This window comes from Weissella halotolerans DSM 20190 (assembly GCF_000420365.1).
GTDB classification, from domain to species: Bacteria; Bacillota; Bacilli; order Lactobacillales; family Lactobacillaceae; genus Weissella; species Weissella halotolerans.
Genome location: NZ_ATUU01000001.1, coordinates 396,979 through 419,000, shown reverse-complemented (window position 1 = coordinate 419,000; position 22,022 = coordinate 396,979). Strand labels below are relative to the sequence as shown.

The window sequence follows — 22,022 nt, the reverse complement described above, 5'->3', positions numbered from 1 at the left end:
CAAGACAAAAGGAGACTGACCAGTTGGTCAGTCTCCTTTTTATAGGTCTAGGCTAACTTAGGGTAATCCACCAAAGATAGCGATTGCAAGATAAAGTAAAATCAGGCTTGTTGCCAACCACCATTGCCAGACGGGTAAGGGGTCTTGATATGTTTGTGTCCGCGGATAGCCTTCCGAAAAGCCCTGAACTGTCATCGCTTGTGCCAGGTCAGTTGACCATTGCAGGGCACTAAGAATGGCCTTGAAATACAACTGTGGTTGCCATAAATGATAGCTAATTCCCCGCAGGTTGGCCGAATAACGGATGAGTTGTACCTGACGTTTTACCCGTGGCAGTAGATTGAAGGCAGCTAAGATACCATAAGCGAAGGTTGTCGGTAGACCGGCATGGTTAATGAGACTAAAAATAAGGGTGGTAATTTTAACTGTTAATGTCAGTGTCATGCCCAAGAACATATACGCATAAATACGGGTAAAGTAGAGGGCAGCACTGTGCCATGTGTCACCACGGCCAAAAGCTAAAAAGGACCACGCAGTTCCAATGGCCATCGGAAGGGCCAGTAATAGTACCCAAAAAACGGTTCGCCAGCGAATGGGCTGACTGATAAGATAGGCTGTTGCGAGGACGATGACCCCTAAATTCAACCAAATTGATTGGGCAAACGACATAGGGACACCAATGCCAAGCATGATAACCAAGATAACAGTAGGATTAAGTTTCATTGGTAGCCCCCTTGTTAAGCGTTAGGTTAGCATGCTTAAGGTTGAGTTCGTAGTCGACAAAGTTAGCTAGCCCAGCCCGTTGGTGAGAAATCATGAGTCCAGACAAGTGGTTATCCTGAATGGTAGCTTTTATTAAGCGCATTAATGCCTGAATTGAGTCATAGTCTAAGCCGGCCAGTGGCTCATCAAAGAGCAGAACTGGTTGGCCCATAATCAGCATGGTTAAGACTTGTGCCTTTTTTTGTTGACCACCAGAAAGTTGGTAAAGGGAGTGGTTTTGGAAGGGCTGCAAGTTCAAACTGGTTAGCGCCGCTTGGATGCGTTGATTAGTCCAATAGTCTGGTAAGCGCGTATGAGCTTTAGAAAAGGCAATCTCTTCAGCTAAGGTTAGGGTGACAAATTGATCACTGGCATCTTGAAACACAAGGCCTACAGTTAAGGCCCATCGTTTAAAGGCGATACGCCGACTGTCTTTTTTCTGCCAGTTAACCAAGCCCTGGTAAGGACGTTGGTGGGTCAGGGCATTAAAGAAAGTGGATTTGCCAACGCCATTGTCACCACTAAGCAAGCCAAGCTGATTTTGCGCTAAGGTAAAATCATTGGCTTTCATCAGTTGGCGCTGACCAAGCGTGATTGACAACTGCTGCCAATCTAAGGGCCCGGTTGCCTGATAATGGTTCAAAAAAGCCCCAGCGGTAGGGGCCTCGTTTACTAGCTTTTTTGGATTAAGGCTTATGAGCTGGCCTTTTGAATCAATTTGGTAGAGTTGGTCAACTAGATCGCGGTAACCGCTTAAATCGTGGTCAGTTAAGATAATGGTTTTACCAGCCTTAGTCTGGAGTTCTTTAAGCATGGTCAAGAGATGGCTGCGCGATGACTGATCAACACTAGCAAAGGGTTCATCCAAGAGAATGTAGGAACTACCTAAGGCGAGGGTGGCCGCTAAGGCTACCTTTTGTTTCTCGCCACCTGATAAGGTAAGTAAGTCACGCTGGGCCAGTTGATGAATATCAAGTTGAGTAAAGGCGTGCTCAATACGCTTGGTAATTTCATTTGCTGGAAGCTGGATATTCTCTAAGGCAAAGGTTAATTGTCCAATTGGCGTGCGCATAGCAAATTGACGGCTAGGATTTTGAAATAAGAAGGCCACCCGCTTAGCGCGTTCAAAAGGTGCGATGGTGGTAATGGCTTCTCCATTTAAAAGGACCTGGCCTGATAACACCTCGCCACCAAAGGGCGGCAATAGTCCCGCTAATGATTTAAGAAGGGTCGATTTTCCTGAACCAGAAGGGCCAACGAGTAGGTTAAAACTACCAGGATCCGGGTTAAAGAAAACGTGTTTTAGTTCAGGCTGGCCACCAGTTTGATAACTGAAGGTATAATCATGGGCTAGTAGACGGGTTTCCATGCCACACCTCACTTAGTTTAACAGCCCTGTACGATCAAGCAGTTGCTTAATCCAGTAAACTAGAACTCCGGCAAAGAAAGCAATTGATAACAAGCGCACGATAAAGAGAGTCAGTAACATGGGCAGGGCGTAATCGATATAACCGCTATTAAAAAGATCCCAAATAAAGGTCACAATGGTAGCCGTTAAGACTGATAGGGCGAGGCCTTTTTTGTCCCAGTTCCGATAGCCTGTTAAGGCAAAGCCGAGTTCACTACCGATTCCTTGAATGAACCCAGATAAAATGGTGCTAGCCCCCCAACTTGAAAAGAGGAACATTTCTACAGTGGCTGCTAGGACTTCACCAATCGTAGTGGCGAAGGGACGTCGAATTAATAGACCAGCTAAGGGACCAGCCATCAACCAAACACCTAAGGTCAAGTCATTGGCAAACGGCTTGAGTGGGGTAGCAGCCAGGACATAATAAGCGTAGCCCCAAAGTTGATAAATCACTCCAAAGAAAATAGCGATGATGGCCAAAAAAATGACATTTTTTAAAGACCACCCTGAATGTTGTTGTGCTTTTTGCATAGCGACAACCTCCTAATTATTTGCGAACGCCTTGACTGAACTGACTACAAAAAAAGACCCTGTCAAAAACAGCACATTGCTGGTGATGATGACAAGGTCTTGTTTATTTATGAACATTACTAAATAAACAAACCTAGCTTCCTACGCCGGTATTATCCGGATCAGGTTCATGGGTAAATCTCAGCCATTAGGCACCCCAGCAAGGTTAGTTCGCTACGCTTAGTATATAAGCTTAGTTTAATGTTTGCAAGCGATTTCGAAATTGGTCAACTTCAGTATAGTTTTTACGGTCCATTTCAGCGATTAATTCACTTCGTAAACGTTGAAAAACGGCCGGACCTTCTTGATGGAGGCTAGTTCCGACAGCGACTAAGTCAGCCCCAGCTAAGATTAGATCATAAACATCGCGTCCGGATTGGACACCACCGGTACCGATGACCTTAATCGTTGGGTTAAGGCGCTGCCGCAGACCGTGGACGTTAGCTAAGGCGGTCGCTTTAACCATGGCACCGCCTAGGCCACCAAAACCGCCTTTAGGTGCAATCATGACCGTATCAGTTTTCGAATCAATCATCAGGCCATTACCAACAGAATTGATACTATTGACATAAGCCAGGGGGAAGGCATTAAGGATCGCGGCAATCTGATCAAAATGGGCAAGATCAAAGTAGGGTGGCAGTTTGACCCCTAGGGGTTTAGTAAAGAAGGTAAAGGCCTTTGTTAATATCTGACGGGTGGCTTCAAAATCGTAGCCCGTTTGTGGTTTGCCAGGTACATTGGGGCAAGATAAATTCAGTTCTACTAAACCAGTAAATTCACTGGCTTGAATATCAGCTAGCATTGCTAGGTTATCAGCTTGAGTTAAACCGGCAATCGATAAAAAGAGTGGTTTTTGCTGATCGTGATAGTGATTAGCATAGTCCAAATAATAGGAAAGCCCCTGGTTGGGTAGGCCCATCGAATTAATGGAGCCTAGCGGTAGATCTTGGTAACGCAGCCCTGAATTACCTGGACGTGGTTTAGGGGTGGCACTTTTGGTAATTAGCGCCCCTGTACCAGTTGCTTTGCGGAGGGCTTCCAATTCTTCTGTGGTTTCACAATGAACCCCCGCCGCATTTAAAAGTAGGTCTTGGAAGTGAAAACCGGCGATGCTCGCTGTCAAATTCGTCATGGTTATACTGTCTCCTTAAAAATAGTTAACTGATTTTACCATACTTTTACTTATAAGACATTATTTTAATAAAAAACTACATAAACCTTGTAGGGATAAATCGGCCAGCATGTTCGTTTTACCTGGAGAAGAACTAAATAGGCATGGTCACTAAGCGTATTTTTTGCTAAACTTAAATCAGATAAAAAGAATGAGCACTGTTGGTAGGGATACAGAGCCAATTAGAATTAGGCTCAGGAGGATGAGTTTTTGAAATCTCAGTTGAAAATTTTCGGTTTATCGACCAATCATGCATTGGCTGAGGCGGTTGCCAAAGAACTACACACAAAGCTGGGACTGATTGATATACAGGCCTTTGCAGATGGCGAGATTTATGAACGTGTGTTAGAGAGTGTGCGGGGGGCTGATGTCTTTGTAGTCTCACCGATTGCAGTAGAGGCTAATGACAGCTTTATGCAAATCATGATTGTAATTGATGCACTTAGGCGCGCATCAGCTAAGACCATCAATGTGGTGATTCCTTACTTTGGATATGGTCGATCGGACCGTAAGGCAAAGGCACGTGAGCCTATTACAGCAAAGTTGATTGCTTCTTTATTGGAGATGAACGGTGCTGACCGGGTAATCTCAATTGATTTCCATGCTCCTCAATTACAAGGCTTCTTTAATGTCCCGGTTGATCATTTGTTAGGGGCGCCTTTATTGAGTGAATATTTTAAGCAAAATCAGTTAGTTGAGGACCTGGTCGTAGTGTCACCGGATCATACGGGTGCTGGTCGGGCACGTAATTTTGCCGATTTATTAGATGCTCCTTGGGGCGTGGTTAATGATTTGGTCGCCAAGGAAACTCCTGCATCACCAGAGGCAATTGTTGGCGATGTTACTGGTAAAAATGCCATTATTATTGATGACATTATTGATTCTGGCCAGCGTATGGAAGTAACTGCTCGTGCTTTACGGGCTAACGGGGCCAAAAGTGTGCGTGTGGTGGCTACCCATCCGGTCTTCTCTGAATTAGCAGGCGCACGCTTAGCCGCTGATGATGATATTAACGAAATTATTGTGACGGATACGATTCCACTCATTAATGCTAACCAATCTGATAAATTGACCGTGCTCTCGGTTGCCCCTATGTTGGCGCACGCCATCGAGGCGATACACGAAGAACGTACATTAAATAAGTATCAAATTGCCCAGGCCGATGACTATAAAGTTGTTAAGTGAGACCTTGTGGCATAGTAAAAGGAGGACTAACTAATGGTTTATGCAGCAGCAGGAGATCGCTACGATATTATGCCCTATCGACGGGTGTCTGATTCGGGACTTATCTTGCCAGATATGTCTTTGGGTTTTTGGCGGAACATGGGCGATCAGCGTCCCTTAGCTGATTCAAAGAAAGTCATTTTAAAGGCATTTGACTTGGGGATTTTCTCCTTTGATAATGCTTCAAATTATGGTCCATCAAATGGCACGGCAGAGGATACCTTTGGAGCAGTTTACCAAAGTGATTTAAAGCCTTACCGAAATGAACTGGTGATTACTACCAAGGCTGGTTACCACATGTGGCCTGGACCACTAGGTGAGTTTTCTGGTAAGAAGACGTTGGTCAATGCCTTAGATTTGTCTTTGCAACGGATGCATTTAGACTATGTAGATATCTTCTATGCTCATCGTTGGGACCCAAATACCAATCTGCGTGAGACTGCTGAAACCTTGGATCTCTTGGTTCGACAAGGAAAGGCCTTGTATGTTGGGGTATCTAATTACAGTGCCAAAGAAGTAGCTGAGATTGCAGCTATTTTTGAAGAGTTACATACGCCCTTTATTGGAAATCAAATTTCATATAACATGTTGAATCGGCAGGCTGAAGAGGATCAGATGTTGGATATCCTCGATCAGCATCATGCAGGTTTAATTGCCTACGGGCCATTGGCAGAAGGCTTGTTAACCGATCGTTACTTAAATGGGCTGACAGATACCTCATTTTTGCATCGTGTCAATGCCTTTGTTGCAAAGGACCCAGCAGCCACAGTACGTAAGTTAAATGAATTGAATGCCATTGCTGAAAATCGGCAACAGACCTTAGCTCAAATGGCTATGGCCTGGCTGCTACGTGACCGACGGGTGGGTTCAATTGTCTTTGGGGCAACGTCAATTAAACATTTGGAAATGAATGTTAAGGCAACGGAACATCTAGCCTTTACGCCAGAGGAATTAGCGGCAATTGAGCAAGTGTTAGCTAAATAAAAGTTAAAAAAGGATTCTGCTTAAGCAGAATCCTTTTTTATGGGCTGCACCTGGTAAGGCTTGAATTATTAGTATAGCTGGTGTAATATCATACTATAGAGAAAATAACATATAGTGGAGGGGGTAGGCCCATGGATATTCAGGTTCCCACGGCCATCCTAGATGGTACCGTTTTAGCAATTTTAGCTAAAGAAGACACCTATGGATATGTCATTACGAAAGCCGTTCAAGAAAAACTGAAGGTAAGTGAATCAACAATGTATCCTGTTTTGCGTCGGTTAAAAAAGCATGCCTTTTTAACGAATTATGATGAGCCTTATGAAGGACGGATTCGACGTTACTATCATATTACGGACACTGGTTTGACTCATTTGCATGAATTGCAAACCCAATGGCAGGACTTTCGGCTCGCAGTTGATACATTGTTAATGGGGGAGGAAAAGTGATGTTTGATGACTATTTAGCACAAGTAAGAAATCATTTGAATGGCATTCCAACAGCCGATCAGGACGATATGTTGCGCTTTTATGATGAGCAATTTATGGATGCAGGCTATTCGTTAGATGAAGTGGTTCAAAAATATGGAACACCAAAACAATTTGCTCGCACCCTGCGGCTTGAGTATATGATGAATCTTGATGACGAAGCCAAACGGGCGGCTACTGAGCCACAGTCACGAACCCGAACCCGGGGTAACATCTTATTATTGATTGTCTTATGCTTATTTGCTAGCCCTGTTTTGATTCCAGTGGCTATTGGTTTGATTATTGTCATTTTAGTCGCTTTAATGCTATTTTTCATGATGATTTTTGGTATCTATGCCGCGATTATTATGACCTTAGCTGGTGGAGTGTTTGCCTTAATTAATGGTCTTTTATTGTTGGGACAATCAATTCCAACTGGCCTTTTCTTCATTGGAACTGGCTTTGCATTAACTGGTCTAACTCTGATTGGTGGACCTATTATTTGGAACTTAACGAAGTGGCTATTTGAGGTCTTTATGCAAGGAATTAAATGGATTGGACGACGCTTTATTACGCATCGTACTCAACAAAGCCTTCGTTCAGCAGCAGACCTAGGAGAGGAGTAATAGTATGCAATTAAAAAAGCCATTATTGATTGGAAGTGGATTGTTTGTGACGGGAGCCCTCATAATGGGCTTCAGCTATGGACAGGCTAATTTGAATGTGACTTGGCAGCGGCAAGGTCCCAAACTGATAAAAATTCGCCAACAGCACCAGGTCTTTGAGCAAGGTGATCAAATTAAGCATCTGGTAGTAGATGCTCAACAAGAAACAATTAAAATTCAAACTGGTGCCGAGTGGGCCGTTGACAAGGTATCAATTGATGGACGGCAGGCGAGTGCCAGTCAAAAAGGAGCGACGTTAACGGTTAAGGCACCTAAGGGTAATGTAAATGACCATTTTCTTTTTGCTTTTGACCGGCAAGGAGTCGGGGATGATGACGATAATGTGGTGATTACGGTACCTAAAAATTATCGCTTAGCTAACTTAACATTAAAAACGACAGATGGTGGTATTCGGGTGAATGATTTAACGGCCCAGGCCACGACCGTTTTGAGCCAGGACGGAGGTGTCGCCTTTGATAATTTTGCGGGTGATCATTTAGAAGGGCAGACAGCCGATGGTCGCCTACGCTTAGATAATGTCACCCTCAAAGCATTAACGGTTAAGGGCCGTGATAGTTCTGTTTATGGTAAGCACTTGGCTTTGCAAACGGCTAGTGCTATTGATTTGCGTGACGGTAGGGTTGATTTAGATCAGGTACAAGCACCCGGTTATAATTTGCAGGCTTCAGCTGATGGGCATGTCAGTTTAAACCAAGGGACAGATTATAATGGGCACCATGATGGGGCAGAAAACGATGCAGATTATGAAGTCCATGTGGATGGGAAAACTAAGGCCCATCAGATTACCCAAGGAGATGCTAATCAAGCACTGTCCATCCTGGTCCGTGACGGTGAAGTCAAAGTTAATCAGTTAGGTCATGGAAAGGAAGAAGATTAGGGGACTTGTCGACTAGCTTAGTGACCGTTATACTGTTTTAAAAAGTTTTGTTAGGGGAAAAGGATGAAACGCGCATTAATTGCTATTGATTTAGACCGGACCACATTAAATGATCAAGGCCGGGTAAGTGCACATACGAGACAGGTCTTACAACGGTTACAGGGAGACGGACACCTTGTAGCCATTATAACGGGCCGTTCAACGCGCCTAGCCTTGCCTATTTATCAAGAATTAGCGTTAACCAGTCCGATGATTAATTTTGATGGTGGTCTCGGCTTTCATCCCAACTATGATTGGACGGATAGCTATTCATTTCCCTTAGCTGACCCGGTAGTCAAAGATTTGCTGGACCATCAAGCTAGTTTAGGAATTGAAGCGTTACTTCTTGAAAATCAGACTGGTACTTGGCGGGTAAACAATCAAGGGGCGCAGGGCGATTTTCGTTTATTAGAACCTGATGAACCACTCTTTTTCCCGATTCAAGATGACACCCTGCCTAGTTTGTCTACGCTTCAAGACCAAACTGTACCAGTGGTGAACGGACTAGTACTTTATGTAGCTAAACAGAATCAGTCTAAGGTTGCGGTTTATCTAAGGAAAGCACATCCTAATGTGAATGTTCAAGTGCAAGCGTGGGGAGATAATTCTTGTCTTATGAGTTTAGCCCTAACGGATGTTGATAAGTATACTGGCTTAAAGCGGTTGCAAGATAGTTTTGGTATTTCCTCGGAGGCAGTTTATGCCTTTGGAGATGAATTAAATGACTATGCTATGATTGCTGGGGCAGCCCACGGAGTAGTAATGAAGAATGGAAACCCACGCTTAAAAGCGATTGCGGACGATATTACGACTTTTAGTAATGAAGAGGATGGATTGGCTCGTTATTTAGAACGTGAATTTAACTTAATATAAAAAGGTAGGATCCTTGTGATCCTACCTTTTTAGTTTTGGTTAATGAGGTCAGTTAAGGTGGCTAAGAAGGCTTGCTGAATAGGTTGTGGCAAGTCATGTTTGCGCCAAACCAACGCAGTGGGTGTGGTGACAGCGGGCATTAATGGTCGCCAAACTAAATCAGCTGGTAATGACAGTGGTTTAACTGCGAACAGAATAGCACGATGGTTAATCTGCGGATAGGGAATCAGGTCTTGCTGGTTATGGTAGGTAATGGGGGTATTACAAAATTCGAGGGGTTGGTTCAACCAAAGACTGAGTTGGTCTTGAAGGTCAGATTGAGCAGGAATTGCCAGGGGCGCGTCCTTGACATCAGTAGGGCTCAGTGCCAATTGATTAGCTAAGGGGTGAGATACATGTAGAATAACGCCCCATTCATCGCTGCCTGGCAGGCTGATCTGATCGTAACGAACATTACGCGGTGGATTAAGCGCAAATAAGAAATCAAGGGCGCCTTCATTCAGCTGATAACGTAAATCATCAGCACTGCCGTTAACCAAAGTAAAGTGAATATCTGGGTAATGAGTCTGCGTGTTTTGAATGGCTGTTAAAAGCAGGACCAGGTTCTGAGTTGAAGGCACACCAATAGTGATGGTGCCAGCCATGGTTTTATTAGTCGTAAGGTTGGTTACGGTATGGTGAGTTAAGGATAGAATTTTTTCTGCTTGCTTGGCTAAATAATTGCCAGCCGGCGTCAACGTTAAGGGACTATGACTACGATCAATTAGTTGTGTATGCAACTCGCCTTCTAATTGCTGTAGTTGTTTGGTTAAGGCTGGCTGGCTAAGTTGTAAGTTTTTAGCAGCTTGCGATATGGTGCCGGTATGGACGATTTCAATAAAGGAGGTTAATGTGCGGATTTCCATAATGTTTCCCTTCATAGTTAATACCCTGGCTGTGGGTAATGACCTAAATAATAGCTAATCTTAGTATACCATGTTCAGGCCAACAGCCTTGATAAATAGGAAGGGGCTGCCATTAACGTTAAGATACATAGGCAGTTAGGTCTAAGCATGGTAAAATAGTAAACGATTATACCTAAAAGGAGACGACTATGACTGCCTTACCAACGGCATTTATTGAGAAATATCAAACTTTATTGGGACCAGAAGCCCAATCATTTTTAGCGGCCTTGCAGGCTGAGCCGAGCAAAGCTTACCGCATCAATCCTTTAAAGGAACAATCAGTTGCCGATACAGACACAGCGGTGCCTGTTCCATGGAGTCGTTTTGGCTACTACGGTCAGATAGATGGCCATTCACCGGCTCATACCACTGGACAGGTTTATTCACAGGAACCTTCAGCCCAGTTGGTGGCCGAGTTGGCGGCCCCTAAACCGGGTAGCCGGGTCCTAGACCTAGCAGCTGCACCAGGTGGCAAAACTACCCATCTAGCTTCCTTTATGCAGGGGCAAGGCCTACTAGTGGCCAATGAAATTAACTATAAGCGAGCAAAAATACTTTCAGAAAATGTTGAACGCTTTGGTATTCGTAATGCACTGGTAACCAATCATGATGCACAAACCTTGAGCCAGCATTTTCCTGGTTACTTCGATACTATTGTTTTAGATGCACCTTGCTCAGGCGAGGGGATGTTCCGAAAGGATCCAGCAGCGATTCAATATTGGCATCCTGATTATCCAGCTGAAAATGCACGCCGCCAAAAAGAGATTTTAACGGATGCACTAAAGATGTTAAAGCCAGGTGGCGACCTTATCTATTCCACTTGTACCTTTGCCCCAGAAGAGGATGAACAGGTTATTGCCTGGGCATTGAAGACGTATCCTGATTTATCAATTGTCCCAGTAGCACGACCTGAAGGGGTTGATGCCGGTCGCCCAGAATGGGCAGACGGTAACCCAGCGTTGGCCGACACCTTAAGGCTTTTCCCACATCATCTAGCTGGAGAGGGACACTTTATGGCTAAGTTACATCGTTCTGCTACGGCTGAGATTGATCAGTCACAAGGCAATGTTGAACGGACTAATTTGACTGTTGAGCAAAGGCAAAGTTGGAACGCGCTAGCAAAGGAGCTCTTGCGCGAACCCTTAGACGGTGTACTTTATGCCTTTGGTGATCAGTTATACCGTTTACCAGAAGGGACGCCCTCCTTAAAACAGTTACACGTATTGCGACCAGGATTACATTTGGGAACCTTTAAAAAGAAACGTTTTGAACCTAGCTTGGCTTTAGCGCTCGCACTACCAGTAGCAGCTTTTCGTCATCAGTATGCTTTAACCGACCAGCAATGGCGTGATTATGTGCATGGCGATGTACTTATGCTGCCTGCCCAAGCAAAAGATCCTGGTAAGGGCTGGCTTTTGCTAACCATTAATGGATTTGGAACTGGTTTTGGTAAACGGGTTGATCGGCAGATAAAAAACTTTTACCCGAAAGGCCTCCGCTTTTTAGCCCGCACGACTGAGCAAGATGCGGTAAAATAGAGTTTATGACGACTACAGGAAAGATGGGAGAAGAAGACATGGCACAAGAACCGTTAAGCAAAACGGAAGTAGAAGCAGTGGCTTCCTTAGCTAAATTAACGCTGCAACCAGAAGAGGCAGCTTCAATGACGGAACAATTAGCAAAAATTTTCGACTTAGTGAATACCTTGGCCGAAGTTGATACGACTGGAGTCAAACCAACGTATAGCCCAAGTGACGTACAAAATGTGTTACGCGCTGATGTTGCTGTTGATGCACAGCAAGCCACGGCTTTATTGGCGAATGCCCCTGAACGTGAAGGAGATCTGATTAAGGTCCCAGCAATTATTGATGAAGGAGCTGATAAATAATGAATTTCTTCAAAACAGATTTAGAAACATTACATGCCCAGTTGGTGGCTAAGGAATTAACCGTTGAAGAATTAGTCACTGCTACGCTAGATAATATTGCTAAAATTGATTCAAAGTATCAGGCTTTCATTACGGTGATGGATGAATCCGCGTTGGCTCAAGCACGCGCTCTCGATGAACGGGGTGTAGATCCAGATGAAATTTTATCAGGGATTCCATATGGGATTAAAGATAACTTAGTGACCAAAGGTGTATTGACGACAGCAGCTTCACGAATGTTAGCTAATTTTGTGCCCATTTATGATGCAACGGTGGTTGCTAACTTAAAAAAGCATGGGGCCATTGGTGTGGGAAAGCTAAACATGGATGAATTTGCCATGGGGTCTACGACGGAAACGTCTTATTTCCAAGAAACAAAGAATGCTTGGGATCAAACAAAGGTACCAGGTGGGTCATCAGGTGGTTCAGCCGTGGCCGTTGCTACAGGTCAAGTGCCATTTGCCTTGGGTACCGATACCGGAGGGTCAGTTCGTCAACCAGCGGCCTTTAATGGCATTGTTGGTATGAAACCAACGTATGGTCGAATTTCCCGTTTTGGTGCGATTGCCTTTGGGTCATCTTTTGATCAGGTGGGAATTTTAACGCGGACAGTTAAGGATAATGCTTACGTCTTAGCTGCAGCGGCCGGTCATGATGATCAGGATCAAACCAGTTCAGATCGGCCAGTTCCTGATTATGCAGCCCAGTTAACAACTGATTTGTCAGGCTTAAAAGTAGCGGTTCCTAGTGAGTACTTTGGTGCTGGGGTGGACAAAAATGTTCAGGCGACTGTAAAGGCCGCTATTAATCAACTCGTTAAGCTTGGAGCTAGTGTTGATACCGTTAGTTTGCCACATACCAAATATGGGGTAGCGGCTTATTACATTTTAGCGTCTTCTGAGGCATCCTCTAACTTGCAACGGTTCGATGGTATTCGCTACGGTTACCGGGCGAGTGATGCCAAGACCTTAGAGGAGGTCTATGTGCAATCACGTTCACAAGGTTTCGGCCCTGAGGTTAAACGGCGCATTATGTTAGGAACGTATTCCTTATCTGCCGGCTCCTATGATGCCTTCTTTAAAAAGGCAGCTCAGGTGCGTACGCTCATGATTGAGGATTTCCAACGTGTTTTTGCTGATTATGATATCATTGTGGCGCCAACTGCACCCAACGTGGCCTATGATTTTGGACAAAACACAGATGATCCTGAAGTTACTTATATGAATGATGCGTTGACGATTCCAGTTAACATGGCTGGCTTACCAGCCATGTCCATCAATGCCGGCTTTGTTAATGGACTGCCAGTTGGAATGCAATTAATTGGTGCCGCCTTTGCCGAAGCAACCCTTTACCAAGTTGGTTACGCCTTTGAACAGGCGACTAAGTTATATGAGCAAATTCCTGGAGGTGAACACTAATGACTGTGCCAAATTTTGAAACAACAATTGGGTTAGAAGTGCATATTGAATTAAAAACGCAGTCTAAGGCGATGTCACCTGCGCCAGCTGAATATGGGGCCCAGCCTAACCAAAAGACCAATGTGATTGACTGGGGCTATCCAGGCGTCTTGCCACAGGCTAATCAAGGGGCTTTGGAATATGGGATGATGGCCGCTACTGCTCTGCATGCATCCGTGACGCGTGATTTACATTGGGACCGTAAAAATTACTTTTATCCTGACAATCCCAAGGCCTATCAAATTACCCAGCAAGAAACACCAATTGGCCGCGAGGGATGGTTAGAGATTGAAGTTGATGGTGAGAAAAAGCGGGTTGGCATTACTGAATTGCATGTGGAAGAGGATGCTGGTAAGAACACGCACGGGACTGATGGTTATTCTTATGTTGATTTGAATCGCCAAGGAACACCACTGATTGAAATTGTTGGGGCACCAGATTTACATAGTCCAGAAGAGGCCTACGCCTATTTAGAAGCCCTGCGTGAAGCAATTCAATTTACCGGTATCTCTGATGTGAAAATGCAGGAAGGATCAATGCGTGTGGATGCTAATATCTCCATTCGTCCAGTAGGTTCGGATCAGTATGGCACTAAGGTAGAATTGAAGAATTTGAATTCCTTTAACTATGTGCGTAAAGGTTTGGCTTTTGAAGAAGAACGACAAGCCAAAATCTATTTAGCCGGGGGTACTGTTCGCCAGCAGACACGTCGTTATGACGAAGCAACTGGGGGGACCATTTTGATGCGGGAAAAGGAAACGGCAGATGATTATCGTTACTTCCCCGAACCAGATTTGGCACCAATTAAGGTGAGTGATGAATGGGTAGATGAGGTTGCACAACGTTTGCCTAAGTCAGCCCCTGAACGGCGGGCTCATTACGTTGGTACTCTAGGATTAGAGCCCTATGATGCTAAGGTCTTAACACAAACCTTAGCAATGTCAGACTTTTTTGATGCAACGGTTGCGGCAGGTGCTAATCCAAAACGGGCGGCTAATTACCTGATGGGGGATGTTAATGCTTATCTTAATGAAAAGCAAGTAGACTTAGAAGATACCCAGTTAACACCAGCCCATTTGGCTGCCATGATTAATTTGATTGAGGATGGGACGATTTCAACAAAGATGGCTAAACGAGTCTTTACAGCTATCACAGAAGGTAAAGACCCAATCGCCTTTGTTGAAGAAAAGGGACTTAAGCAATTATCTGACCCTAAGGACCTGCAACCAATTATTGACCAAGTACTGGATGCTAATGAACAATCAGTCATTGATTTTCATGGTGGTAAAGATCGGGCTGTTGGGTACTTGATTGGTCAAATTATGAAGGTTACTCATGGAAACGCCAACCCTAGCGTGGTTAACCAGTTGTTGATGACGGCTTTACAAGCGCGTAAGCCTGAATAACAAGGGGTAATGAAGGGGTTCGCCAGCCAGTCTTGGCTGGCATACATAGCAAAAAAAAAGACAGGAGCAGGAAAATGACAAAGCGAGCACGGATTATCTATAACCCGACCTCAGGACGTGAGGCCATTCGACGCGACTTGGTGGAAATTTTAGATGTTTATGAGCAAGCGGGTTATGAAACCAGTGCTTTTGCTACGACAGCAGCACCAAATTCAGCTCAAAATGAAGCAACCCGTGCTGCTTTAGCAGGCTTTGATTTAATTGTAGCCGCTGGTGGTGATGGGACTATTAACGAGGTTGTTAATGGAATTGCTGGTTTAGCGACGCCCCCCTTATTAGCCATTATTCCAGCCGGCACGACAAATGATTATGCGCGTGCTTTGCATATTCCACGTGAAAGTCCGCTTGAAGCCGCTAAGGTTATCTTAAAGGGCCAAGGGGCCAAGATGGATATTGGTCAGGCCGGTGACACCTATTTTGTCAACATTGCAGCTGGTGGCTCCTTGTCTGAGTTGACGTATTCAGTGCCTTCACGACTTAAATCAATGTATGGCTATCTGGCCTATTTGGTGAAAGGGGCTGAGATGCTCCCACAAGTTAGACCAATGGATGTTCAGATTGACTATGATGATGGGACATTTGATGGTCAAGCATCGATGTTTTTCTTAGCCTTAACCAACTCGGTAGGTGGATTCGAACAACTAGTGCCGGATGCTAAATTGGATGATGGCAAGTTTACCTTACTAGTTGTTAAAACGGCTAAGTTAAATGAATTAATTGGCTTGGTTACTGAGGTCTTAACAGGTAAACATATTGAGGATGATAATCTTCTATACGTAAAATCCTCTAAAATTACGATAAAACCTAAACGTGATAATCAACGGAAAATTATGATTAATGTTGATGGTGAATATGGGGGAGATGCACCAATGACCTTTATTGACCATCAAGCTCGCATTACTATGGTGGCTGATGTGGCTTCAATGAACAAGAATCAGTTTGTCTTACCACCGGTGGATTTAGGAATTAAAAAATAATGATGACTTACTGGTATCACACGACTCAAGTAAGCTTAAAGTAAAGGGGAGTGGGAGAGAAACGCATGGGAATTGCAGATGTGTACCGACAGATTAATAAGCAAATTGAAAAAAATCAGCAGACCTATCACGGTGACCGTGAACGGTGGCATATTCTTCGGGAGGTGCTAAATTGGATTGGTCAACCGGATCGGCATTTGAAAATAATTCATGTTGTTGGTACTGATGGTAAGGGATCAACTGGGGCAATGACGGCGGCGGCTTTGCACGGTGCAGGGTATCGAATTGGGCACTTTTCTTCGCCTGCGATTTTAGATGATCGTGACATGATTCAATTGAATGGTGTAGCAATTCGTGAAACTGATTTTATTAGCAGTTATCGTCGAATCTTGAGAGCCCTAGAGAAGCATGGGGGACAGGTTAATACGCTTACTAAGTTTGAATGGTGGACCTTGATTGCGTTAGATTATTTTTACCATCATGAGGTGCAATTTGCCATTGTGGAGGCTGGCTTAGCAGGTTTGTGCGATGCTACTAATGCAATAGAAGCGCCCCTCATTGTTGCCTTTACAAAAATTGACTTAGATTATGAAGCCAACGATACTGACCGGATTTCAGAAATCACTCAGGACAAGGCCGGTGCAATTAAGCCAGGTGCTGTCGTGATTAATTATCCTGGTCAGGCAAGGGAAGTAACAAAACTCTTGCAAGAACGAACAGTGGCAGTGGGAGCCAGTTGGTATGATGGCGAAAAGCCTAGTATTACCATTATTCGGTCGACACCGACTGGTTTGGTCTTAAATGTCGATCACTATAAACAATTACAGTTACCTTTGACTGGTTCTTACCAGGTAAAAAACTTAGCCATTGTTTTAGAGATTGTGCGTGTTTTGCGCAAACGGGGGACGCGAATTCCAGTCGCTGATTTAGCACAAGCGCTAGCCAATATGAAGGTTCGGGGACGAATGGAATATGATGCTAAGAACAACATCCTTTATGATGGGGCGCATAACCCAAGTGAAATTGAGAATTTAGTCACCTCCTTACATGCTTGGCACTTAGAAGCTAAACCAGTTTATGTACTCGGGTTAATGAAAGACAAGAATTGGCGGGATATTTTAGAGCAAATCTTACCAGATACGGACCAAGTCATTGCTGTTAAACCGGACACCCCCCAAGGCATGAGTGCTGATGAACTGGCAGCCAAAATTGTGATGCAAAGTAATGTAAATGTTGAGATTGCTGACGATCCAGAGGCGGCAATTAACTTAGCCCGCCGGATACGTAAAGATACGAAGAGACTCATTGTTGTGACAGGTTCTTTTTATACATTGCGAGCAATTCATGCAGGAGGATTTACATTAAATGAATGAAATAATTGTGGCCTCTAATAATACCCATAAGACAGACGAAATACGCACATATTTTGCTCTGTTAGGTCAAGAAGCGGTGAATTATCGTCAGGTGCATCCGGCAATTCACTTTCCTGCTGAAACACAGAATGATATGCGTACCAATGCCCAGGTAAAAGCGGAAACGATTCATCGCCTTTTGCCCACCCGGACAGTATTAGCAGACGATTCGGCCCTCTTTATTGATAGTTTACCGGACCATTTTGGTGTGACGACAATGCGTGAATTTCAAGCCCATCAACTTAAAACAGACGAAGCTATTAATGACTATGTGCTCTCACTTTTAACAAAAGAAAAATCCCGGCGTGCTTATATCCAATCTGACTTTTACCTGATTAAACCGAATGGTCAGGTTATTCAAACACAAGGGCGTGGTGGAGTTGCGATTAGCGACTTGGCACGGGGAAATCAGGGTCTATACAACATTTTATTGGCAGAAAACGGGCAAACAATTGGGGAGATGACGGCTAGACAGCGATTGGTGTATGCGCCTCGTGGGCGAGCCGTCCAAAAATTATTACAGATTTTAACGGAACAAGGAAAGCAAGCTATTAATTAAAGAGGAGCAACTAATGACGCTAACAGCAGAACAAATTACGTACTTGTTGGCTGACAATGGCCTTTTAAAAACGGGAGCTGACTTTAAGGGTGAGGTAGAACATCTAGCCTATAATTCACAGTCTGTGCGCCCAAAGACCTTGCTTTTTATTAAGGGAAACTTTAAAGCAGCCTATCTAGAAGAAGCTTTGCAAAAGGGAGCCTGTGCAATTGTTGCACCGATGGACTTTCATCATGAAACGACTGTACCAACTTTTCGCGTTGATGATGTCGCAGCCGCTATGAGCATCCTAAGCATGGCTTTTTATGACTACCCACAAAACCAACTGGCTTTAATTGGCATCACGGGAACAAAGGGGAAGACCTCAACTGCTTACATGGCTTATGAAATGATGAATGAGGCAACCCAGGGTAAGGCAGCCTTATCATCGACCGTACAAGTCATTACAGGGCCCAATCCTGCCAACCATTACCGAGCACATTTAACAACACCTGAATCACTAGACCTTTTTAGATGGATGCATGAAGCAGTAAACAATGGGATGACCCACATGGTCATGGAAGTTTCATCACAGGCCTACAAGAAGGAACGGGTCTATGGGTTACACTTTAATGTGGGTGTGTTTCTAAATATCAGTCCTGATCATATTGGACCAAATGAACATCCTGATTTTGCCGACTACTTGGCCTGCAAAATGATGTTATTTGACCATGCTGAACAGATTGTTTTAAATGCGGATAGTGACCATTTTGCACCATTAATTGAGCGGGCCCGTGAGGACGTACCTGCTGATGGCATCTGGCTGTATGCCCGCAAAACAGACGATTTAGAACGGTCGGCTGAGGTAACTTATGAGACGATCAAAGAAGATCTTCAAGGAAGTACATTTCGTCTGGATGAACATGGCCAACAAGCAGAACAATTAGGGTTGACTGGCGAGTATACCTTAGATATGCCTGGCGATTTTAACCAGGGTAATGCAGTTGCTGCAATGATTGCGACCCGGTTAGTAGGAACCGATGCTAAGGCGATGCAAAAAGCTTTGACCACGGTAAAGGTCCCTGGTCGCATGCAAGAAATCACGACTAAGCGTCATGGAACGATTTATGTTGATTATGCGCATAATTATGCTTCTATTGCAGCCTTGTTACATTTTGTTAAAGCCAATGAACATGTACAAAAATTGACGATTGTGGTTGGCGCACCGGGAAACAAGGGGGTCTCTAGACGCCCTGGGATTGGAAAAGCGGTTAATGAACAGAGCGATGTGGTCTATTTGACTAGTGATGATCCACAGTTTGAAGATCCCAATGCAATTGCTGATGAAATTCAAGCAGCGATTACGAACCCAAAAGTGGTGGTACATCGGCAAATGAATCGCACGCAAGCCATTACGGAAGCAATAAAACATTCTGGACCAGCGGATGTGGTCGTTTTAGCTGGTAAGGGGATGGATGAGTACCAAAAGACGAATGGGGTTGATGTACCTTATGAGAACGATTGGGCTATTGCTAAACGGGTTGTCCACTCCTTAGAAGGGGACAAGTAGCAATTTAAGGTGAAATTTGCTATAATGACTCGATTGACTATGAAACGAAACAAGGGGGAACAGCAATGGCTAAGGAACCAACTGTAAATACATCTGAATTTGATATTGGTGACTACGTGGCGGCTAAGCAGTTTGCTAATTTTGAGCATGATTTTGCCGGCATTGTCGAAAAAATTTATGAACATTCTATGATGATCATGATTGTTGATTATGATCCAAAGGATGCGGCGACTGTGAATGAGTTTAACCAACGTGCCATCGTTCCTATGGAAACAACTAAAATTTTAAAGAAGACTGACCACCCAGCACCACGACCTAGTGAAGATGAAAATGCTGATGAGGGAGCATCCTCAACGGATACCGCTAAGGAGGAAAGCAGCGAGGATCAGAAAGAGAAAGGGAAGTAAGGCAAGATGGACTATAAGACACAAGTTGCACAGGCACTAACACCGGTTTTACCCGAGCTTAGCCTTGAAGACATTGAAGCTAAAGTAGAGGTTCCAAAGGATTCACGGTTGGGCGATTTTGCCCTACCAACTTTCTTTTTAGCTAAAAGTCGGCATCAGGCACCAAACCTAATTGCTACGGAGCTAGCAGCTGCGGTGAACCAACAAGGATTTGCTAAAGTGGAAGCAGCGGGCCCTTATGTTAATTTTTTCCTTGACCAAACTGCCACGGGAGCTGAAATTTTGCATACCGTGTTAGAAAATGAAGCATATGGTCATAATACGGACGGACAGGCTGGACACGTTACGATTGACATGTCATCACCTAACATTGCTAAGCCAATGTCGATGGGGCATTTGCGGTCAACCGTGATTGGTAATGCCTTGGCTGAAATTTCACGTGCCAATGGGTATCAACCAATTAAAATTAATCATCTTGGTGATTGGGGAACTCAATTTGGTAAGTTGATGTCGGCTTATAAACGTTGGGGATCAGAGGCTGAAGTTAAAGCGGACCCCATCAACACCCTAGTAAAGTACTATGTTCGTTTCCACAAGGAAGCCGAAACTGATCCTAGTCTAAACGACGAAGGGCGAGCTTGGTTTAAAAAGCTTGAAGATGGCGACCCAGAGGCAACCCAACTTTGGACCTGGTTCCGTGAAGAATCTTTGAAGGAATTCATGGAAATTTATGACATGCTCGATATTGAGTTTGACTCATTTAATGGGGAAGCCTTCTATAACGATAAGATGGAAGAAGTGATTGACCTCTTAAAGGAAAAGCACCTTTTGGTACCTTCTCAAGGGGCTCAGGTTGTTGATCTGGAAGATGAGGGGCTCAACGTAGCCATGATTCAACGGTCTGATGGGGCAACCCTTTATATGACCCGTGATTTAGCAGCGGCTATTTTCCGTAAGCGTAATTACAACTTTGTTAAGTCGCTCTATGTAGTTGGTGGGGAACAACGTGAACACTTCTTACAATTGAAAGCAATTTTGAAAAAGATGGGGTACGCCTGGTCCGATGATATTGAGCATATTTCTTTTGGCCTGATTACCGTTGGTGGTAAGAAATTGTCTACCCGTTCAGGTCGGATTATTTTGCTCAAAGATGTCTTAAATGATTCTATTGACCTAGCACGACAACAAATTGAAGAGAAAAATCCTGACTTAGCAGATAAGGACTTGGTAGCTCATGAGGTAGGGACAGGTGCGGTTGTCTTTCATGACTTAATGAATGAACGGATTGGTAACTTTGACTTTAATCTAGCGGATGTGGTGCGGTTTGAAGGTGATACTGGTCCTTATGTACAGTATGCTAATGCAAGAGCGCAATCCATCCTTCGTAAGGCCGGTATGCCAGAGTTAGATTTGACAACATTAACATTGACGGATCCCAATGCTTGGGAAGTTGAGAAGGCATTGGGCGATTTCCCACGAATAGTTAAGCGGGCCTGGCTTGAACGTGAACCATCAGTGATTGCCAAGTATGCATTAAATCTAGCACGTGCTTTTAATAAGTATTATGCGCATTCTAAGGTGCTTGAGGATGATGCAGAGTTGAATGCTCGTCTAGCTCTTGTGTCAGCAGTCTCACAAGTATTGACTGAGTCCTTACATATGCTAGGGGTTAAGGCACCTAAGGAAATGTAGACTAAGGGTTGGTGACAATTTCAACATGATTTAATAAAACCGGCGGTCTTGTTTATCAGTCCGGCGGTTTTTGTTATCTTAGGAGGAAATCATGTCAATTAAAAAGGCAGAGCGGCAAGCGCTCATTTTAGACCTGATTAGGCAGCAGGTGATTGATTCGCAAGAAGGTTTAATGCGGGCCTTGCATGCGGCCCAGATTGATGTTACCCAGGCCACAGTATCGCGTGATATTAAGGAACTTCGGATTGTTCGTCAGGCAGATTCTAGTGGGCAAGTACGTTATCAGGTTTTAGAACAGGGCAAAGTAAAACAAAATCAAGATCAAGTTCAGGTTGCAGTCCAGCAACTAGTAAAGTCAGTCCAGGTAGTGGCTTTTATGATTGTTATTAAAACGACAAGTGGTAATGGAAATCGGGTGGCCGCCCTTTTGGATGAGGCAAATTTGCCAGGGCTAGTAGGGACATTAGCTGGGCATGATACGATTTATGTTACCAGCTTAAACGAGACTGCCGCCACAACCTTAGCAGCCCAGTTGAATGCTTGGCGCTAGTCGAATACAACTGGTGGAGAAATC

General features: G+C 44.2%; 22 protein-coding genes and 1 riboswitch. Of the genes, 17 read left to right on the top strand and 5 right to left on the bottom strand.

Translation table 11 applies throughout. The annotated features are described in order from the left end of the window. Window positions 1-57: 57 nt before the first annotated feature. The 4 genes from G414_RS0102065 to G414_RS0102050 form a co-directional block, all read right to left on the bottom strand. Window positions 58-723: an energy-coupling factor transporter transmembrane component T family protein gene (locus tag G414_RS0102065; protein WP_022791212.1), complete on the bottom strand. Its 666-nt coding sequence runs from the start codon at window positions 721-723 to the stop codon at window positions 58-60. Further along, window positions 713-2,131, bottom strand: coding sequence for an ATP-binding cassette domain-containing protein (locus tag G414_RS0102060; RefSeq protein ID WP_022791211.1), 1,419 nt, complete (start codon window positions 2,129-2,131; stop codon window positions 713-715). The genes G414_RS0102065 and G414_RS0102060 overlap by 11 nt, the downstream gene beginning before the upstream one ends. Window positions 2,132-2,143: 12 nt before the next feature. Beyond that, entirely contained in the window at window positions 2,144-2,701 is a 558-nt protein-coding gene (locus tag G414_RS0102055; RefSeq protein ID WP_022791210.1) for an ECF transporter S component, read from the bottom strand. Window positions 2,702-2,822: 121 nt separating this feature from the next. Next, window positions 2,823-2,910: riboswitch (TPP riboswitch) on the bottom strand. 23 nt (window positions 2,911-2,933) lie between these two features. Beyond that, a complete protein-coding gene (locus tag G414_RS0102050) occupies window positions 2,934-3,872 on the bottom strand; it encodes a dihydroorotate oxidase (protein WP_022791209.1) in 939 nt (312 codons plus the stop codon). Between the two features lie 249 nt (window positions 3,873-4,121). Between G414_RS0102050 and G414_RS0102045 the strand changes: the two genes are divergently transcribed. From G414_RS0102045 to G414_RS0102020, 6 genes are all read left to right on the top strand, one after another. Beyond that, window positions 4,122-5,096, top strand: coding sequence for a ribose-phosphate diphosphokinase (locus tag G414_RS0102045; RefSeq protein ID WP_022791208.1), 975 nt, complete (start codon window positions 4,122-4,124; stop codon window positions 5,094-5,096). A 33-nt stretch (window positions 5,097-5,129) separates the two neighbouring features. Beyond that, complete coding sequence (locus G414_RS0102040; protein ID WP_022791207.1) at window positions 5,130-6,119, top strand: aldo/keto reductase; 990 nt, start codon at window positions 5,130-5,132, stop codon at window positions 6,117-6,119. 131 nt (window positions 6,120-6,250) lie between these two features. Next, the gene (locus G414_RS0102035) at window positions 6,251-6,565 is read left to right on the top strand and encodes a PadR family transcriptional regulator (protein WP_022791206.1); all 315 of its coding nucleotides are present in this window, start codon (window positions 6,251-6,253) and stop codon (window positions 6,563-6,565) included. Further along, window positions 6,565-7,209, top strand: coding sequence for a DUF1700 domain-containing protein (locus tag G414_RS0102030; protein ID WP_022791205.1), 645 nt, complete (start codon window positions 6,565-6,567; stop codon window positions 7,207-7,209). Before G414_RS0102035 ends, G414_RS0102030 begins: the two co-directional genes overlap by 1 nt. A 4-nt stretch (window positions 7,210-7,213) precedes the next feature. After that, window positions 7,214-8,146 (top strand): DUF4097 family beta strand repeat-containing protein, encoded by a 933-nt coding sequence (locus tag G414_RS0102025; protein WP_022791204.1) that lies wholly within the window; start codon window positions 7,214-7,216, stop codon window positions 8,144-8,146. A gap of 63 nt (window positions 8,147-8,209) precedes the next feature. Continuing rightward, a complete protein-coding gene (locus G414_RS0102020) occupies window positions 8,210-9,058 on the top strand; it encodes a Cof-type HAD-IIB family hydrolase (RefSeq protein ID WP_022791203.1) in 849 nt (282 codons plus the stop codon). A 29-nt stretch (window positions 9,059-9,087) separates the two neighbouring features. On the opposite strand, the gene G414_RS0102015 is transcribed toward G414_RS0102020, so the two are convergent. Continuing rightward, window positions 9,088-9,963 carry a LysR family transcriptional regulator gene (locus tag G414_RS0102015; RefSeq protein ID WP_022791202.1) on the bottom strand — a complete coding sequence of 292 codons (876 nt, stop codon included), beginning with the start codon at window positions 9,961-9,963 and terminating at the stop codon, window positions 9,088-9,090. Window positions 9,964-10,151: 188 nt separating this feature from the next. Between G414_RS0102015 and G414_RS0102010 the strand changes: the two genes are divergently transcribed. The 11 genes from G414_RS0102010 (at window position 10,152) to G414_RS0101960 (ending at window position 21,998) form a co-directional block, all read left to right on the top strand. Further along, complete coding sequence (locus G414_RS0102010) at window positions 10,152-11,540, top strand: RsmB/NOP family class I SAM-dependent RNA methyltransferase (RefSeq protein WP_022791201.1); 1,389 nt, start codon at window positions 10,152-10,154, stop codon at window positions 11,538-11,540. Between the two features lie 38 nt (window positions 11,541-11,578). Then, window positions 11,579-11,890, top strand: coding sequence for an Asp-tRNA(Asn)/Glu-tRNA(Gln) amidotransferase subunit GatC (gatC, locus tag G414_RS0102005; RefSeq protein WP_022791200.1), 312 nt, complete (start codon window positions 11,579-11,581; stop codon window positions 11,888-11,890). After that, a complete protein-coding gene (gene gatA, locus G414_RS0102000) occupies window positions 11,890-13,347 on the top strand; it encodes an Asp-tRNA(Asn)/Glu-tRNA(Gln) amidotransferase subunit GatA (RefSeq protein WP_022791199.1) in 1,458 nt (485 codons plus the stop codon). Before gatC ends, gatA begins: the two co-directional genes overlap by 1 nt. Continuing rightward, window positions 13,347-14,792, top strand: a complete 1,446-nt coding sequence (gene gatB / locus G414_RS0101995; protein WP_022791198.1) for an Asp-tRNA(Asn)/Glu-tRNA(Gln) amidotransferase subunit GatB — start codon at window positions 13,347-13,349, stop codon at window positions 14,790-14,792. The genes gatA and gatB overlap by 1 nt, the downstream gene beginning before the upstream one ends. Before the next feature lie 74 nt (window positions 14,793-14,866). After that, the gene (locus G414_RS07110; RefSeq protein ID WP_022791197.1) at window positions 14,867-15,829 is read left to right on the top strand and encodes a diacylglycerol kinase; all 963 of its coding nucleotides are present in this window, start codon (window positions 14,867-14,869) and stop codon (window positions 15,827-15,829) included. 65 nt (window positions 15,830-15,894) lie between these two features. Further along, a complete protein-coding gene (locus G414_RS0101985; RefSeq protein ID WP_022791196.1) occupies window positions 15,895-17,202 on the top strand; it encodes a bifunctional folylpolyglutamate synthase/dihydrofolate synthase in 1,308 nt (435 codons plus the stop codon). Continuing rightward, entirely contained in the window at window positions 17,195-17,800 is a 606-nt protein-coding gene (locus G414_RS0101980; protein WP_022791195.1) for a non-canonical purine NTP pyrophosphatase, read from the top strand. Before G414_RS0101985 ends, G414_RS0101980 begins: the two co-directional genes overlap by 8 nt. A gap of 13 nt (window positions 17,801-17,813) precedes the next feature. Beyond that, window positions 17,814-19,349, top strand: a complete 1,536-nt coding sequence (locus G414_RS0101975; protein ID WP_022791194.1) for a UDP-N-acetylmuramoyl-L-alanyl-D-glutamate--2,6-diaminopimelate ligase — start codon at window positions 17,814-17,816, stop codon at window positions 19,347-19,349. A 65-nt stretch (window positions 19,350-19,414) separates the two neighbouring features. Next, window positions 19,415-19,756, top strand: a complete 342-nt coding sequence (locus G414_RS0101970) for a hypothetical protein (RefSeq protein ID WP_022791193.1) — start codon at window positions 19,415-19,417, stop codon at window positions 19,754-19,756. A gap of 6 nt (window positions 19,757-19,762) precedes the next feature. Beyond that, window positions 19,763-21,448: an arginine--tRNA ligase gene (gene argS / locus G414_RS0101965; RefSeq protein ID WP_022791192.1), complete on the top strand. Its 1,686-nt coding sequence runs from the start codon at window positions 19,763-19,765 to the stop codon at window positions 21,446-21,448. A 91-nt stretch (window positions 21,449-21,539) separates the two neighbouring features. Further along, window positions 21,540-21,998, top strand: a complete 459-nt coding sequence (locus G414_RS0101960; RefSeq protein WP_022791191.1) for an arginine repressor — start codon at window positions 21,540-21,542, stop codon at window positions 21,996-21,998. Window positions 21,999-22,022 lie beyond the last annotated feature (24 nt).